The organism is uncultured Acetobacteroides sp. (genome assembly GCF_963667355.2).
Lineage (GTDB): Bacteria > Bacteroidota > Bacteroidia > Bacteroidales > ZOR0009 > Acetobacteroides.
Window position 1 is genome coordinate 3973439 of the sequence record NZ_OY763328.2, and the last position, 17389, is coordinate 3990827.

At 49.6% G+C, this 17389-nt stretch carries 12 protein-coding genes and 1 riboswitch; of the genes, 7 read left to right on the forward strand and 5 right to left on the reverse strand.

From position 1 onward, the window contains the following. Positions 1-119 precede the first annotated feature (119 nt). From ACHZA1_RS16445 to ACHZA1_RS16465, 5 genes are all read right to left on the reverse strand, one after another. Positions 120-1145 (reverse strand): hypothetical protein, encoded by a 1026-nt coding sequence (locus tag ACHZA1_RS16445; protein ID WP_320052951.1) that lies wholly within the window; start codon positions 1143-1145, stop codon positions 120-122. 16 nt (positions 1146-1161) lie between these two features. After that, positions 1162-2598: an MBOAT family O-acyltransferase gene (locus tag ACHZA1_RS16450; protein WP_320052952.1), complete on the reverse strand. Its 1437-nt coding sequence runs from the start codon at positions 2596-2598 to the stop codon at positions 1162-1164. 4 nt (positions 2599-2602) lie between these two features. After that, a complete protein-coding gene (locus ACHZA1_RS16455) occupies positions 2603-2845 on the reverse strand; it encodes an acyl carrier protein (RefSeq protein WP_320052953.1) in 243 nt (80 codons plus the stop codon). A 14-nt stretch (positions 2846-2859) separates the two neighbouring features. After that, a complete protein-coding gene (locus ACHZA1_RS16460) occupies positions 2860-4353 on the reverse strand; it encodes an amino acid adenylation domain-containing protein (protein ID WP_320052954.1) in 1494 nt (497 codons plus the stop codon). An 827-nt stretch (positions 4354-5180) separates the two neighbouring features. Continuing rightward, positions 5181-5543: a hypothetical protein gene (locus tag ACHZA1_RS16465; RefSeq protein ID WP_320052955.1), complete on the reverse strand. Its 363-nt coding sequence runs from the start codon at positions 5541-5543 to the stop codon at positions 5181-5183. Positions 5544-6082: 539 nt separating this feature from the next. On the opposite strand from ACHZA1_RS16465, the gene ACHZA1_RS16470 reads away from it, so the two are divergent. From ACHZA1_RS16470 to ACHZA1_RS16500, 7 genes are all read left to right on the forward strand, one after another. Then, positions 6083-6334, forward strand: coding sequence for a hypothetical protein (locus tag ACHZA1_RS16470; protein WP_320052956.1), 252 nt, complete (start codon positions 6083-6085; stop codon positions 6332-6334). A 296-nt stretch (positions 6335-6630) separates the two neighbouring features. After that, positions 6631-6945, forward strand: coding sequence for a DUF6660 family protein (locus tag ACHZA1_RS16475; RefSeq protein WP_320052957.1), 315 nt, complete (start codon positions 6631-6633; stop codon positions 6943-6945). A gap of 292 nt (positions 6946-7237) precedes the next feature. After that, positions 7238-11632: a CusA/CzcA family heavy metal efflux RND transporter gene (locus ACHZA1_RS16480; protein ID WP_320052958.1), complete on the forward strand. Its 4395-nt coding sequence runs from the start codon at positions 7238-7240 to the stop codon at positions 11630-11632. An 11-nt stretch (positions 11633-11643) separates the two neighbouring features. Beyond that, complete coding sequence (locus ACHZA1_RS16485) at positions 11644-12828, forward strand: efflux RND transporter periplasmic adaptor subunit (RefSeq protein ID WP_320052959.1); 1185 nt, start codon at positions 11644-11646, stop codon at positions 12826-12828. Between the two features lie 210 nt (positions 12829-13038). Next, a riboswitch (SAM riboswitch) is annotated at positions 13039-13145 on the forward strand. A gap of 281 nt (positions 13146-13426) precedes the next feature. Next, complete coding sequence (locus ACHZA1_RS16490; protein ID WP_320052960.1) at positions 13427-14710, forward strand: O-acetylhomoserine aminocarboxypropyltransferase/cysteine synthase; 1284 nt, start codon at positions 13427-13429, stop codon at positions 14708-14710. Positions 14711-14714: 4 nt separating this feature from the next. After that, positions 14715-15782 carry a homoserine O-acetyltransferase gene (gene metX / locus ACHZA1_RS16495; RefSeq protein WP_320052961.1) on the forward strand — a complete coding sequence of 356 codons (1068 nt, stop codon included), beginning with the start codon at positions 14715-14717 and terminating at the stop codon, positions 15780-15782. A 241-nt stretch (positions 15783-16023) separates the two neighbouring features. Further along, on the forward strand, positions 16024-17205 hold the full coding sequence (locus ACHZA1_RS16500) for a homoserine dehydrogenase (RefSeq protein WP_320052962.1): 1182 nt from the start codon (positions 16024-16026) through the stop codon (positions 17203-17205). Positions 17206-17389: the final 184 nt, after the last annotated feature.

Consider the following 17389-nt stretch of genomic DNA (forward strand, 5'->3'; position numbering starts at 1 on the left):
ATAAAGCTACACAAATATTCTGCGTTTGGATGATGCAAATAAAAAGGGGAGGAAGAAAAGGTGTTGTACCTTATTCTTCCTCCCTATTGTGTGATGTAGAAAACCTCCTAGCAAAAACGCTAGCTGTTCTTCTTTTGGTAGATAAACTCCAGCAGCTGCTTTCCCACCTCGGGGCGGAAATGTCCCCTGTCGTAATAGTTACGAATGTCGGAGGTGTAAGGGTTTATTCCAGTAAAGTCCCAAACGGAAGATGCGCCTAGTATGGCCTTTAGTAGCGCAATATCCTCATGGTTGGTTCTCTTTTGGTTGTATTCGGGGCCGATGATGAACTTCAGGTCGGCGCCGTGCTTGTCGCATACGGCCCTTATCTTGCGGAGCAGCTTCAGCTGCTCGCAGTATACGGTGCGTTCCTCCTCTTTGCCGGCCTCCCTTCGGGGCGTAAACTCTGTTTTGTACCGCTGCCAGTAGCGTTCGCCCAAGCGTTGTATCTCCTTCTCGTGAGGGTTGATGAAGTTATTGGTATAGGGCTCGCGGATGGGGGCATCGGGAGAGATAACCCCTTTCATGTAGGACGAGTACTTGCCGCTAGCTAGGTAACCCAGGTAGGGGATGGCAATATTCGGGTCGAGGAACTTTTGCAGGAAGCTGAGCTGGAACTCCAGCGGACTTACCTTGGCCGCTTCGGGTGCGAATAGGTGGCCGTTCTCCTGCATGGGGAAGATATCCTTGAGCATGGTCTTGTTGGCTACCACTAGCACGTGCTTTATTGGTGCTCCAGCGGAGTCTAGCACTTGGAGCTTCTGGCAAACCCCTCCAAGGCTCTCTCCAGTGTCGAAGAAGCGGACAGCGCGGTCGGAGTGGTCTAGGTGCTTTTCCCACTCGTCGCTCCTGAAGGCCATGGTGCAGGAGTTTCCCATTATAAACGAGTTGAAAGGGATAGAGTCGCGGTTGGCCATGTAGTTCTGCCAGCCCACGTACGCTTCGCCGAGCATGACGTGCGTATTGTCGAAGCGCTTGTAGCGGTGCAGCACCATGAAGGGGTCGAAGACGAAGTAAACGGCCACCACCGATAGGAACGGCAACAGCAGCAGAAAGGCCTTCAGCCAAAAGCGGGGCTTGGGTTGTATTTTAGCAAGTATTGACATCTCTTCAACGATTCGGTTAAAATTGTAAGTAGATAAAGCTATCGGTTCCGAATTTGCCGAGGGTGAGTAGGACGAAGGCCAGAATGTAGTAGATGCTCCAGCGAAGGAGTGCAGGCTGATGCGCCAGCGCTTTGTCCAGGTCTTTCTTCGAATCGAAGTACTCATAAACGAACAGTAGCAGCAGAGCAGAACCTGCTACCAGGCAGCTGTGGTCGTTTATTCCGATGCTAAGCTCCTTCCAGGTGTGGTGCACGCTAAAGGAGATATGACGAAGGAAGTAGAGGGCATCCGGAAGCGAACCTATCCGAAAGAATACTAGCGATAGGGAAAATAAAAGGTATGTTCGGACTACCATTATGGCGTGGGCTACGTGGCGCCCCACTATCTTTTGCAGGCCTTGGCTAAAGCGGGGCACTGCTGTCTCGCAGCAGATGAGCAGACCCTGTATCAGCCCGTAGATGGCGAATGTCCAGCCAGCGCCGTGCCATACGCCTAGGGCAACAAAGGTTACGATCAGGCTCAGGAAGATTCCCCACAGCCCCCAAGCGCGGGCGGTTGCTGTCAGCGGAACGTACAGGTAGTCGCGAACCCAAAACGAGAGCGACATATGCCATCGGCGCCAAAGGTCGGAGGTACTGCTCGCGGCAAACGGGCTCTTGAAGTTGGGCGAAAGCTCAATCCCCAGCATCTTTGCGCCTCCGATGGCGATATCCGAGTATCCCGAGAAGTCGGCGTAGAGTTCGATGGGGTAGATTAGGCAAGTCATCAGCAGCTCAACGCCCGAGAGGTTGTGGATGTTCGAAAACATGGCGTCGGTATAGGGAGTAAGCTGGTTGGCAATAAGTAGCTTCTTGAAAAGCCCCAAAAAGATGAGCTTCAAACCGGCAACTACCGATGCGTACTCGAAAGGCTTCGGATGCTTGAGCTGTGCCAGCATTGTTTCCCCTCGTTCGATGGGCCCGGAGAGGAACTTCATGAAGAAAAGCATGTAGAGCATGAAGTCGACCGGATTGCGCTCGGCCTTGTACTCCTGCCAATAGATGTCGGTGAGGTACCCGATGGCCTGGAAGGTGTAGAACGACATCCCAAGGGGGATAATTAGGCGCTCGGACAGCGATCCGCTGCCTGAGAACGGAACTAGGGTGTGGATTATCCCCAGCGAGAACGCGCTGTAGTGGAAGAAGAGCCATGCTAAGACGAGACCAACAATGCCGGTGAGGTAAGCCCCCCCTGCAGACTTATCCTGTGCGTACCTTTGCTCAATTCGCTGCGCCATAGCGAAGGTGAACAGCGCCGCCGCTACTGCGGTTATCAGGAATGGCAGATGGTACCAAGCAATAAATACGAAGCTAACAAGTAGCAGCAGCCCGTTGCGGAAGCGCTGCCGCAGCGCATAGCACAGGGCAAAGCAAAGGACGAATAGCACCAAAAAGCTAAAAGAAAGGAACTGCATCGGCCTACTGCTTTTTGGTTACGATGGCGTTGCAAAGGTCGCCGACATTCTTGAGCTTAACAACTTCGCGGAAGTTAAATCGAATGGCAAAGTGCTTTTCGATACTCGATATGATAAGCATGTGCGAAAGCGAGTTCCAACCGTCAACGTCGTTGGCGGTAGACGATTCGGTAAGGAGGATACCTTCTCGCTTGAGCACCTCTTGAAAAATGGTTTGTACGTGAGCTAATGCTTCTGAGTGGGTCATAGCTATTGTGATGTTTAAATGAGTTGTGCTATTTTCTTTCGGTCTATCTTGTTGCTGGTGGTTACGGGGAACTGCGGGATGCAGTGGATCTTGTTGGGGATCATGTAGTGGGGAAGCTTCTCCTTTAGGTATCCGTGCAGCTCGCCCTCGGCGCAGTCGAGGGTTTCCACCACCATGTGCAGCTCGTTGAACATTCCCTGGTGCATTGTCGGAATAACGACAACGTTGCACAGGTTGTCGAAGAACTGTTTTGCGGTGTACTCGATCTCGCTAAGCTCGATGCGGAATCCTTGGATCTTTACCTGGTAGTCTTGGCGTCCGCAGTAGATGATATCGTCGTTATCGTCGATGATGCACAGGTCGCCGGTTCGGTAGTAGGTTTTTCCGTTGGCGAGCTGCACCAGTGCAGCGGAGCTTTTCTCGGGGGCATCGAGGTAGCCGTTCATGATCTGTTCGCCCGAGACCCAGAGCTCGCCCATCTGTCCTTTAGGGAGGGATTTTCCCTGCTCGTCGGCAATAAGCACCTCAATGCCATCGAACGGTTGCCCGATTGCCACCATTCCATTGTGGTGCTTGCACCCCGTAGCGGGTATTCGGTAGCAGGAGCAGTAGATGGTTGCTTCGGTTGGCCCGTATAGGTTGATGAATTCGGCGTTGGGTACCGATGCCCTGAACTGGTCGAGCAGCGCTACCTGCGATGCCTCGGCCGCTAGTATAAGGTACCGAAGCTCGGGCAGGTGGATGTCGGCAAAGTAGGGCGACAGCAGCTGCAGCAGCGAGGGCGTAACGGCGGCGAAGGTGATCTGGTAGTCCTCCAGCAGCTCGAATACCTTGATGTGCTTTACATCGCGGTATCCTACCGGATAAACGCAGGCACCAAGCGTTAGCGGATGCAGCAGCGACACCACCGATAGGTCGAAGGTGAGCTCGAACATCTGCAACATGCGATCGTGCTCGTTCAGCTTCCATCCCAGCTCGTTGTAGGCGCGGTAGAAGGCATTCAGATTGCTTCGCGAGATGGGAACTCCTTTTGGCTCGCCGGTGCTTCCCGATGTGAACATGATGTAGGCGTTTGCCGTAGCGTCGGTTTGGCATTGCGATGCGCAAATGGCCTGTTCTGGTAGGGTGGCTGCGTCAACCGTTACAATGCCTCGCTGGCGAAAGGCTTCCGTATCGAAGCTGCCCGCGAACAGAACGGTTTGTAGGCCTGCCATTCCGGCAATCTTAAGGTTGCGCTCTTCGGGATAGGAGGGGTGAAGGATTACGTACGTTTTCCCGCTCATTAGGGTCGCCAGTATCGCCGCATAGGTTTCGATACAATTCTCTGCGATAACGCCAACTCTTTCATCTTGGAGGGTCGACAGAAAGTTCATGATTCCGCCAACCTTTTCTCCCAGCTGCGCATACGTATAGAGCACAGCTTCAACTACAAATGCATTGCGATTGGGGTGTTGCTGCATAGCCCCTAGAATATCTGAGACGATATTCTTTTTCTCAATTTTTAGCATGTCTATTTATGTTAACCTTAAATCTCTTTTTCGTGGCTGATGAGCATAATGCTGGCTGGCATTAGGGCATTGGCGAACCTCCGGTGTTGCTAACCGGTCCATTTTTGCGCCTGTTGATATCCACCTATGCCGCAGCAATGGTCGGTCGATCGCCTTTGGGCGGCCCCGAACCCCATTGCTTATGGGTATTCCGAATTGGATGTGGATGTTGGTACGTTACGTCGTAACGTTTTGTGATGGTGCGCCTGTATGCTTTAGCTGCCTGCTAATGCCAGCAAGTTGCTATGGCTGCTGCTCCAAAACTTCTTCTACCTTACTGATTTTTCTCGAGAGCAACCTTCGGCTCCTTTGTAGTGGATTGCAGCAGAATCTGCAATCGCTCATTGTTTTTGTTAACCTTTTCATTTTTTAGATCTCTTGGGGTTTGGTATTTCTTAGCAGGAGAATAGCTGGTACGAGCAGCTGCATTAGCTCTGTGCCATCGTAAAGACTCCTTACATACATATTGCCAGCTTGGCATTGACTTAAACGGTTGTAAAGATAATGTGTCGATTACTATCCTATTACTGTTTCATATTAGATTTACCTTGGAATTTAGGTCCGGTACATACCTTTCGAGGTATCGATCGCTTTATTTTTCGAACTTACGCGAGCCGGTATGCTGGGGCTGGTTCTGAGGGAGAATTCCCTTGTTGGCGGTTGGGTTAAGCTTTATTGCTGAATGGGCGGCTGCGCTTAACCCGAACAAAAAAAAGTAGGCCTCCTGCTAATGAGGAAGCCTACTTTTTTTGATTCAATAACCGTAAGAAACGCTATTCCTGCTCCTTTTAGGGGGGCGACTTAGGTTTCTTTTTGTTATTCTTGCGCTTGATGTCGCTGGTGCGCGTGCCACCTACCTGCTCGTACTCGATGCTATCCTTTCCGTACTTAAGCGCTACGGACGAAAGAATCGCGGTACTGAACTTGTCGATCTTTTTCTCGATCGTTTCGAGACTGTACTGCTTGTCGTCGCAAACCGATAGGATCGTGTTGTAATCCTGTAGACTTACGTCGCCAGTTTTGATCAGGGTTTCGGCCTCTGCAGTGGTAATTCCATTTCCGAGATCGAGCTTTGGATCAATGGACATCATTCCTGAAAACCGTTGCTTCAGATTGTCGATCGAGGTTGAAGTCCGTTTTGTTCTTGCCATAAAAATACCTCCTTTCCGTCTTTAAATTAGTAGTTATGTTAATTGGGTAGCTGGGAATGCTGTCAGCCCGATGGCTTGTGCTGCGATATGGCAGGTGCAGCGCAAGGCGTAATGTACCGCTGACCGATTCCTTACTGTTATAAAATTAGGGAAATTAATTAATATTACAAAATAAAGTGAAATAGTTTTGTAGTTTCATCTTCCTGCTGCGTTGTGTGTTGTCTTTCGAATTCCTTATTTTATGGGGCTTTGGGGTTTTTTTGAGGGGAATGAAATATTTTTAAAAAATAGCTATAGAAGAGGAAGAGGTGGTGCTATGGAGCTAGCTTTGTTCCGTCAAAGGAGCGGCAGCGGGCGATGCCATCTGCAAGCTGGGAGCTTACGTGCCGGAAGTGCTCTACTGCCAGCCGCTCAGCATGCTCGACGGGCTGCTACGTAACGGCCGCTATCGGAATAAGCCAAACGGTAAAAAGGTTTTGGTTGGAGTAGTGGGAAAAATGAAGGGTGGTTTTGAGCAAACCGTCGAAGAATAAGAGAAAATGGCGGACGGTTTTGAGCAAACCATCGATGGAAAAGAGAAAATGGCGGATGGATTTGAGCAAACCATCGAAGGAAAAGAGAAAATGGCGGATGGTTTTGAGCAAACCATCGAAGGAAAAGAGAAAATGGCGGACGGTTTTGAGAAAACCGTCGAAGGAAAAGAGAAAATGGCGGATGGTTTTGAGAAAAGCACCTGTGGTTTTTTAAAAAATCATGAATGCTTTGCCATTATTGGGTTTAACAGGTGTTGATGGAGTGAAGTAAACCGTATGATACATGGAGAGAATCTATTAAGGCTGTTGCTGCAAGGCTACTTTAAAGGGAAGCAGTAGCTACGATTGTTTCTACCGTAAGGAAGCATTGGCCTTGAGCTTGTGGCTGCAGCCTATGCCGAAAACTCGATCAGCAGAGTCGCCTCTGGTATGGTAAAAAGCTTGGGAAGGTAGAGCCCCAGCTTAGATTGCATGAGCGGTGAATGAATTAAAGCCTTTTTCGTCGTAGATCCTTCAACCTGTTGCATTATTTTATATATTTGCTGGCAACGATTATGCTTCGACTGCTAGCCTTCATACTATCCTTATACGTTTTGGTGCTTATCTCTATTCCTTGTGTTGAGTGCCACGACGAGTGTGCGCTAGCAAAAACCGAAATGGCTCATGCAGCCGGCGGTAGTCACCACCACGAGGCCGATCATTGCTCGCCCTTTTGCACCTGCAGCTGTTGCTCGATACCTGTCGTTTACCTCGCTAAGGCTATTCAGCTTAGCTGCTACGTTGTGCATCTCCAATCGTACAAGGAGTATCGAACAAGCAAGGTTAGCGCTCCCACCTTTTCTATCTGGCAGCCCCCTCAGCTGGCTTAATCCTCTTACAAAGCTTTTGGCATTTACGCTATAGTTAAACGGCGTTGTGCTTATCTTTTTATTGGCTTAACGTCAGTTCGATTTTAGGAGCAACCTTTCAAAATGCGGTCATGCCGGACTTGTTCCGGCATCTAAATGACCGTCCGAAGGACTTTTAAGCGTCTATAAAATACAAGATGGCCAAAGAATGTCCTTCGAACAACGTTGCAGATCCCGTGATAAGCACGGGATGACACTCTTGGAGAAGTTCTATGCGACATCGAACTCACGTTAGATTAACTCATTTTGGGCTATGATAGAACGTATAATACATTTTTCGATAAAGAATAAGTTTATTATCGGGTTGCTGGTGTTGGCGTTAACCGGGTGGGGCATCTACTCGTTAATCCAGCTTCCTGTCGATGCCATCCCCGACATTACGAACAACCAGGTTCAGGTAATATCGCGCGCGCCATCGTTGGCGGTGCAGGAGGTGGAGAGCTTCATAACCGCCCCCATCGAAGTGGCGGTTGCCAATATCCCCGACATCATCGAGCTGCGCTCCATCTCGCGCCTTGGGCTATCGGTGGTAACCGTTGTATTTAAGGATGGGGTTGATCTTTACTGGGCACGCCAGCAGCTCAACGAAAAGCTGAAGGAGGCCGAGGAATCGATTCCTCCCGGACTAGCCAAGATCGAGCTGGCGCCCATTTCGTCGGGGCTTGGCGAGATATACCAGTACCGCTTGGCCGTCGACAAGGGGCTGGAGAACAAGTACACGCCCATGGAGCTGCGCACGCTTCAGGATTGGGTGGTTCGGCGCGAGATGCTGGGGACTCCCGGCGTTGCCGACATCAACAGCTACGGTGGTTTTGTAAAGGAGTACGAGGTGGCCATCAGCCCTGACAGGCTTAGGGCGATGAACCTTACCCTTTCCGACATCTTCGAGGCGCTGGAGCGCAACAACGAGAATACTGGGAGCGCCTACATCGATAAAAAGCCAACTTCCTACTTCATCCGAGGGATTGGCTTGGTAAAATCGCTGGAGGACATCGGGAGTATTGTTGTAAAGAGCAGCTCTTCTGGCATTCCTGTCCTCATCCGCGACGTTGCCACCGTACAGTACGGCAGTTCCACGCGCTACGGAGCGCTGGTGGTTGATACCTCCGAGGCCGTTGGCGGCGTGGTGATGATGCTCAAGGGAGCAAACGCCCATCAGGTTGTCGAAAACGTAGAGACTCGTATTAAGTCTATCCAAAAATCGCTTCCCAAAGGGGTACACATTGAACCATTCCTAAACCGCTCCGATTTAGTAGGGCGCGCCATTGGTACCGTTTCGAAAAATCTTATTGAGGGAGCCCTAATTGTCATATTTATACTGGTACTCCTGCTTGGCAACCTGAGAGCGGGGCTTATTGTAGCGTCAGTGATTCCGCTTTCGATGCTCTTTGCCCTTTCGCTGATGAATCTGTTTGGGGTATCGGGCAACCTGATGAGCTTAGGGGCAATCGACTTCGGATTGATTGTGGATGGCGCGGTGATTATCGTTGAAAGCGTTGTACATCGCATATTCATGAGCCGACATCATCACCCGGGAGTCGAACGCCTCACCCAGCAGCAGATGGACGAGAACGTTTTCGAGTCAGCCAAACGAATGATGAGCTCTGCTACCTTCGGTCAGGTGATCATTCTTATCGTTTACCTGCCTATTATGGCGTTGGTGGGCATCGAAGGAAAGATGTTCCGCCCCATGGCGCAGGTTGTTACCTTTGCTTTGGTGGGCGCCGCCATCCTTTCGCTCACCTATGTGCCGATGATTTCGGCGTTGTTCCTCAGCAAGCGAACCGAGCACAAGCGCAGCTTCTCCGATAAGCTAATGGATAAGCTTCACAAAGGATTCACGCCGCTTATCGACTTTGCCTTAAGGCGCAAGCGCTTGGTGGTATACTCCGCCATCGGCCTATTCCTCGTTAGCGTGCTGCTGTTCTCCCGCCTTGGGGGCGAGTTCATTCCTCAGCTCGAAGAGGGCGACATTGCTGCAGGCGTTATCACGCTGCAAGGCGGTTCGCTCTCCAACACCATCGACCAGGTAAAGGCTGCCAACAAGATTTTGCTGGAAAACTTCCCCGAGATAAAGCATACGGTCTGCAAAATTGGGTCGAGCGAGATCCCTACCGACCCAACGCCTATGGAAACGGGCGACTACGTCATTACCATGAAGGATAAGAGCGAGTGGACAAGCGCCAAGACGCGCGAGGAGCTCGCCGAGAAGATGGAGGATAAGCTCTCCGTTCTTGCAGGGGTGAAGTTCGAGTTCCAGCAACCAATTCAGATGCGCTTCAACGAGCTGCTCTCAGGTGCAAAGCAGGATATCGCCATCAAAATATTTGGGGATGATCTTGATGTTCTCTCGGATAAGGCCGACGAGGTCGAAAAGATCATTCGTAAAATTGATGGCGTCGAAGATATCAACGTGGAGAAGGTAACCGGACTGGAGCAGGTTCAGGTGGAGTACAACCGCGACCGTCTGGCCCAGTACGGGCTCTCGGTTAGCGACGTAAATCGCACCCTACAGGCCGCATTTGCCGGTAGTCAGGCCGGAGTGGTGTTCGACCAGGAGAAGCGGTTTGGCTTGGTGGTGCGCTTGGATAAGGATTACCGCCATAGCCTCGACGATGTAAAGAACCTCTCGGTAGCGTTGCCCAATGGGGGGCAAATTCCCTTCGATCAGATTGCCACCGTGCAGATCAAGTCGGGGCCTGCACAGGTATCGCGCGAGGATACCAAACGACGCATCACCATCGGCTTCAACGTGCGCAACCGCGACGTGCAAAGCGTAATTGCCGAAGTGACCAGCAAGATAGATAAGCGGATAACGCTGCCAACGGGGTACTACGTAACCTACGGCGGGCAGTTCCAGAACCTCGAGGCGGCAAAGGCAAGGCTCTCGGTAGCCGTACCGGTTGCCCTGCTGCTGATATTCGTTCTGCTCTTCTTTACCTTCCACTCCGTGAAGCAGAGCTTGCTCATCTTCTCGGCAGTTCCGATGTCGGCTATTGGCGGAGTGTTCGCCCTCTGGCTGCGCGGCATGAACTTCTCGATCTCGGCAGGGGTTGGTTTTATCGCCCTGTTCGGTGTTGCGGTGCTAAACGGCATCGTGCTCATCGCCGAGTTCAACCGCTTGGAGAAAGAGGGGATTACCGATATCGTCGAAAGAATACGGAAAGGGCTACATACCCGTCTGCGCCCGGTAATCATGACGGCTGCCGTGGCATCGTTAGGCTTCCTTCCAATGGCGCTATCAACATCGGCAGGAGCGGAGGTGCAAAAACCGTTAGCTACGGTGGTAATTGGCGGGCTTATTTCTGCCACGTTCCTTACGCTGGTTATCCTACCGATCTTCTACATCATCTTCTCGACCCACAGCTTCCGAAAGCTGTTTAGCCGCAAGGGCACAAAGGTTTTGTCGATGCTGTTGCTGATGGTTGCAGGTGCTACCTTCTCTAATATGCTGATGGCGCAGCAACGCCCGCTATCGGTCGACGTAAAGAAGGCTGTTCAAATTGCGTTGGATAGCAATCTTGCCGTTAAGGCCTCTTCCTATTCGGTAGATGCGCAACGGGCGCTGGTTGGTGCATCGTGGGATATCCCCAAGACGCAGCTACTGGGGGAAACGGGACAGCTTAGCTCGCATAGCAGGGATAACAGGCTTACCGTGTCGCAAACATTTGCCTTCCCTACGGTGTATGTTAACCAGAACAAGCTAGCAAGGGCCAACGTAACCAGTAGCGAATGGCAGCTAAAGGCTGCACAGCTCGATGTTGCCTCTCAGGTAAAGCAGGTGTACTACCAGCTGGCGTATCTCTACGCCAAGCAGCGATTACTCGCCTATCAGGATAGCCTTTTCGCAGGCTTCCAACGGGCAGCCGAGCGTCGGGCAAATGTTGGCGAGACCAATCGCCTCGAAATGGTTACCGCCCGTTCGCAAAGCTTGGAGATGAAGAACCAGCTGAGGCAGGTAAAGGCCGATTTGGTCATCTACAAGCGGAATCTGCAGAATCTGCTGAACCTAGATGTAGAGGTAAATCCAACCGATACCGTACTGGTTCGTCTTCCCTTTACGCCTGTTCGCGATAGCGCGGTGCTTGGCGCAAATCCAACCCTAGGCTTGGCGGCACAGGAGGTAGAGATCTCGAAGTATGAGCGAAAGGTTGAGCTTAGCCGCATGATGCCCGACTTCAGCATCGGCGTATCCAGCCAAACCATCGTCGGGGTACAGGATGTTAACGGTGCTCCTCGAACATTTGGCACAGGCGATCGCTTTACGGCCATTCAGGCAGGCATTTCTATTCCACTTTGGAGCACACCGTACACCTCTCGGAGCAAAGCGGCCAAGCTTAAGGAGCGAGTTGCCCAGGCTAATGCCGAATACTACTCCAAGTCGTTGGCTGGTACCTACACTTCCTTGCTCGATGAGTACGCAAAGCTTAGCGGTACGCTCGATTACTACGAGAAGCAGGCGTTACCCGAAGCCGACAACATCATCGATCAGGCATCGCGAAGCTATAAGGGCGGCGCATTGGATTACTTGGAGTACATCCTTTCCCTGAATCGGGCAATGAGCGTGAAGCAGGGCTACTTGGATGCGCTTAACAGCTACAACCAGGCCATAATCTCTATCGACTCAATAACAGGTAAAATCTTTTAAAAGCAAAAGCAATGATACAACATAGATTACTTATGCCTTCCATAATCCTGCTCTCGGCGTTAGCGATGGCTTCGTGTGTCGGAGGCAGTAAAGGCGGAGCAGAAGAAAAGGAGGGAGAGGTTCTTCCCGATGATGTGGTCGAACTCCGTGCCGACCAGATTAAGATGGCCAACATCGAGATGGGGGCTGTTGAAAATCGAACGTTGAACGGTACGCTTAAGGTAAACGGCGTAGTTTCTGTCGCCCCACAGAACTTGGCCACGGTTTGCATGCCAATGGGAGGCTTTGTGAAAAGTACTTCGCTGATTCCGGGCTGTGCCGTTCGTAAAGGGCAGGTGCTTGCTACCTTGGAGAATCAGGAGTTCGTGGATGTCCAGCAACAGTATCTGGAGGCGAAGAGCAAGTACGAATTTGCAGAAAATGATTATAAGCGACACAACGATCTGTACAAGGATGATGTCTACTCTAAGCAGAACGTTCAACAGGTTACAGCCGATTACAAGAGCCTAAAAGCTCAGGTAAAGGCGCTAGAGCAGAAGTTGGGGCTTATCGGTATAAATCCATCTAAGCTGCATGCCGAAAATATCAGCAGATCGGTTCCGGTGCTCTCGCCAATATCAGGATTCGTGAAAACGGTGAATGTAAACATCGGTAAGTACGTAGCACCTTCTGATGTGCTATTCGAAATCGTAAATGGCGATAAACTTTTCCTCGAGCTTACCCTTTTCGAAAAGGATGCCGATAAGGTTTCTGTAGGGCAGAAGATTCACTTCTTCATCAATAACGAAACCGAGCAGCATGAGGGGGTAATCTACCAAACCGGTAAGTCGGTAAATGCCGATAAAACCTATAAGGTGTATGCCAGCGTGACCAAACGCTGCAAGAATGTAATTCCAGGCATGTACGTTAACGCCGTAATCGACGCTTCGAGCAGTAATGTGGCTGCACTTCCCTCTGATGCAATTGTAAGCTTCGACGATAAAGATTACATCTTTGTTTTTGATAGAAACAAAACCGAAAAAGGCAAGCCTGTTACCGAGTACCGTATGGTTGAAGTTCATAAGGGAGTTGCCAGCGGAGGTTTTACCGAGGTGACTCTGCCCGAAAAGTTCGATGTAAAGACTGCTAAAGTTGTAGTAAAAGGAGCCTATAACCTGCTTTCGGCAAAGAAGAACGCAGGCGAAATGAGCTGCTAAAAGACTTGCGCTAATTTTTCTAACGATGCCATCCCATAAAGGATGGCATCGTTTTTTTGTAGCCTATTTAACCGATAAACAGCAGATAAATTCACTTTTCGTTTGGTCTTCATTGAGTTAAAGAATGTGTAAATGCAGGTTGAGGCTTGTCCAAATTAATAAAAGGTGTACTTTTGTACCAGTTCAATAATCCTTTCCAAAGGGTTGTTTGAGTTATAAAGAAGAGTGGAGAGAATAGGCTCGTTGAAGCTCTAGCAACCTTCCCCCACGGGGAGATGGTGCTAAAACCTACCCAAGTTATACGGGGTTTATAATTTAAAAACAACAGCATGAAATCAGAATTTTCATTTCTACGATTTATCTCAGCTGTGGCAATAGGTAGCGCTGCTACAATGCCACGAATGCGCTAGCTGCGCGAATAATCATCTCTCTTTGCAATGGCGATGTTTAGAACATTGCTGCATCCTTTTCAGTTTACCCTTAAACCGTATGGGGCATCTTTGCTATAGCAGCTTATTTTGGTGCTTTAGCAGGATAAAAAATTCAAGCCATAAGCGGTTATGGCATTGCTATGTTTAATTTAAAACTTATTTGAACCATGTCAGCAAACAAATTACATTTCGATACACTTCAGGTACACGCAGGACAAGAGGTAGATAGCGCTACTAATTCTCGCGCAGTACCCATTTACCAAACGACATCGTATACTTTTAATAGCTCCGAACATGCTGCCAACCTTTTTGGACTAAAAGAGTTTGGAAATATCTATACTCGCCTGATGAACCCAACTACCGATGTGTTTGAGAAGCGTGTTGCTGCTCTCGAAGGCGGTGTGGCTGCGTTGGCGGTTGCAACGGGGCATGCTGCTCAATTTATTGCCATTAATAATATACTAAAGGAAGGGGATAACTTTATTTCGTCGCCTTACCTATATGGGGGAACCTACAACCAGTTTAAGATTACGTTTGCCCGTCTTGGGGTTGAAGTTCGCTTTGCCGAAAGCGAAAAACCGGAAGACTTTGCAAAACTGATCGACGAGAATACCAAGGCAATTTATGCAGAGTCTATTGGTAATCCATCGTTTGTTGTTCCCGATTTTGAGGCGCTTGGCGCTCTTGCCGCAAAGCATGAGATTCCTTTTATTGTAGATAACACCTTTGGCGCGGGTGGCTATACCGTCCGTCCTTTAGAGCATGGTGCAAACATTGTTGTTGAGTCGGCTACCAAGTGGATTGGAGGTCACGGAACCACTATGGGAGGTGTTATTGTAGATGGAGGTAACTTTAACTGGGCAAACGGTAAGTTTCCAGAAATATCGGAGGTTCAGGACTCCTACCATGGTCATTCGCTTTGGGACCTGTTTGGAAATGTTTCGTATATCCTAAAAGCACGACTGGAAGGTCTTCGCGATTTTGGATCAACAATCAGCCCATTCAATTCTTTTCAGCTGATACAAGGTCTCGAAACGCTTTCGCTTCGTGTAGAGAGGCATAATAGTAATGCCCTCAAAATAGCTCATTGGCTAGATGGTCATGCCAAGGTTAAAAACGTTTTTTTTCCAGGATTGGTGAGCCATCCAAGTCACGAAGTGGCAAAAAAATATTTGAAGAACGGCTTTGGTTCGGTGTTATCATTCGAGATTAACGGAACCAAGGAACAAACAACTAAGTTTGTTGAAAACCTTAAACTTGCTAGCCATCTTGCTAACGTGGGAGATGCCAAAACGCTTATTATTCAGCCATCGGCAACAACTCACTCTCAGCTTAACGAAGAGGCACAGCGTGCTGCAGGGGTAACCCCGTCTCAGCTTCGCATCTCAGTAGGAATAGAATATGTCGATGATATAATTAGCGATCTCGAACAAGCTTTTAATTCTATTTAGATAAATGAATAAACATCAGTACTGTTTAGGACGTACCTTCCCGCTGGAGTGCGGGGAGGTGCTCCCTGAATTGAACATTGCTTATCATACTTCAGGAACGCTTAATCCTGCGAAGGATAACGTTCTTTGGGTTTGCCACGCCCTTACCGCCAACTCCGATGTGGAGGATTGGTGGGATGTGCTGGTTGGTGCGGGTAAGTATTACGATACTTCTCGCTACTTTGTGGTGTGCGCCAACATGATTGGCTCGTGCTATGGCACCACCGGTCCGCTTTCAACCAATCCCGAAACTGGCAAGCCTTACTTTAGATCTTTCCCTCAAATCACCGTTCGTGACCTTGCCATTGCGCACGAGCTGCTTCGTAAGCATTTGGGAATAGATCGGGTTCATACGCTTATTGGTGGTTCGATTGGAGCTTTTCAGGCGTTGGAGTGGGCTATCATCAATCCCAATGTTTGCGAACATCTTATTATAGTAGCCAGCAATGCACGGGTTACCCCTTGGGCTACGGCGCTAAACGAGAGCCAGCGCATGGCTATTCGTGCTGATAAGACTTTTTTTGAGGATAGGCCCGATGGTGGCTTGGATGGGCTTAAGGCAGCTCGTACCGTTGCGCTGGTTAGCTACCGCAGCTACGAGGGGTATAACAAAACCCAGTTCGAGGAGGATGGCGATAGCCTAGAGAATACGCGTGCTGCATCGTACCAGCAATACCAGGGGCAAAAGCTGGCTAACCGCTTCGATGCCTACTCGTATTACACGCTTACCCGCATTATAGACTCGCACAATGTGGGGCGCAATAGGGGTGGAGTGGCTGCTGCGCTTTCGAAAATTAAGGCAAAGACGCTGCTGGTTGGTATCGACACCGATTTCCTTTTCCCAATAGAGGAGCAGCGCGCGCTGAAGGCGCTTATCGCTAATGCACAGTTTGCCTCAATCAGCTCCAACTTCGGGCACGATGGATTTCTTTTGGAGTGGCGGCAGCTGAGCCGGGTAATTGAGGACTTCTACGCCTCCGATTGCGGCGAGGAGGAGTTGGAATGCTGCGTTCTTCAGTACGATACGTGGTAGATGTAAGATACAAGACTCAAGACACAAGATACCAGTATCAAGACGCAAGACAAAAGTCGAAGAAGTAAGAGAAGCTAAAGGATGCATAGAATTCAGAAGCAAAGCATGATTATCCTCCCGTTTGGACGGGTGGGCATGAGAACCAAGTATTTTATTAAGGTATACTTCAATGGTGTCCCAATCTTTACTTTTCCCGACTTCCCAAAATCAGAATAATAAAAAAACAAAGAAATATAGAACGATGAAGACAAACCTGAATATTGGTCTTTTTGGATTTGGGGTGGTAGGCGAAGGGCTTTACCACGTGCTAAAAAACAGCCGCACGGTAGATGCTACTATAAAAAAGGTGTGCATTAAGCACCTCGATAAGAAGCGAAACGTATCGGAAAACTTCTACACCACTGATGCCAACGAAATTATCAATGATGAGTCCATCAACCTGGTTGTAGAGCTTATCGACAATGCCGATGAGGCATACCATATCGTAAAGGCTTCGTTGCTTAAGGGCAAGAGCGTGGTGTCGGGCAACAAGAAGATGCTTGCCGAGCACCTTGAGGAACTGATCGAAATACAGAAGAAGCACAACGTGTCGTTGCTCTACGACGCCAGCGCCTGCGGTAGCATCCCCGTTATCCGTAACCTCGAGGAGTACTACGATAACGACCTGCTGAAGTCTATCACCGGTATTCTTAACGGCTCTTCGAACTTCATCCTTACCAAAATCTTCAACGAGAATGGCGACTACGATAGCGCCCTTAAGTTGGCTCAAGAACTAGGCTTTGCCGAGAGCAACCCTGCCTTCGATGTAGAGGGCTACGATTCGATGTTTAAGCTTATCATCATCACCCTGCATGCCTTTGGTACGCTGGTTAAGCCCAAGGATATCTTCAACTGCGGCATTCCAAATCTTGCACCTTGCGACATTCAGTATGCCAAGGAGAAGGGGCTTAAGATTAAGCTGGTGGCGCAGGTTACCAAACTCGACAATGGTAACTTCACCATGTTTGTAATGCCAAAACTGGTTTCTCCCGAAGAGTATATCTATTCGGTGGAGAACGAGTACAACGGCGTGATCATCGAGGGCGAGTACTACGAGAAGCAGTTTATGTTTGGCAAGGGGGCTGGGGCATTCCCAACTGCTTCGTCGGTTCTTTCGGATATTACCGCCCGCGCGCACAGCTACAAGTACGAGTACAAGAAGCACACGCTCTTTACTCCGCCAACCTACACCACCGATACCGAGGTAAAGATCTACCTACGCTACCGCGACAGCCTTGCGTTTAGCCACTTCGAGTTCGAGGATATCACCGAAAAGTACTCGTCGAAGGAATACAGCTACGTTATCGGAACCATTAAGATCTCATCGTTGCAAAAGGTGAAGTACTTGCTGCCTAAGCTCGATGTGTTTATTGCTGCCGTATAACCAATAGCGTATGCAGTGAAGAAGCAGAGCCAACCAAAAGCAATTCGGGTTGGCTCTGCTTCTTTTGCATGTATTCCTACCCGCTTTTGCCGATGAACAAAGATATTCCCCCAAATTGGGTTTGTACTTCCATCGGGAGGTTTGTACTAACACGGGCTTAGGTTTGTATTTCCGTCGGGAGGTT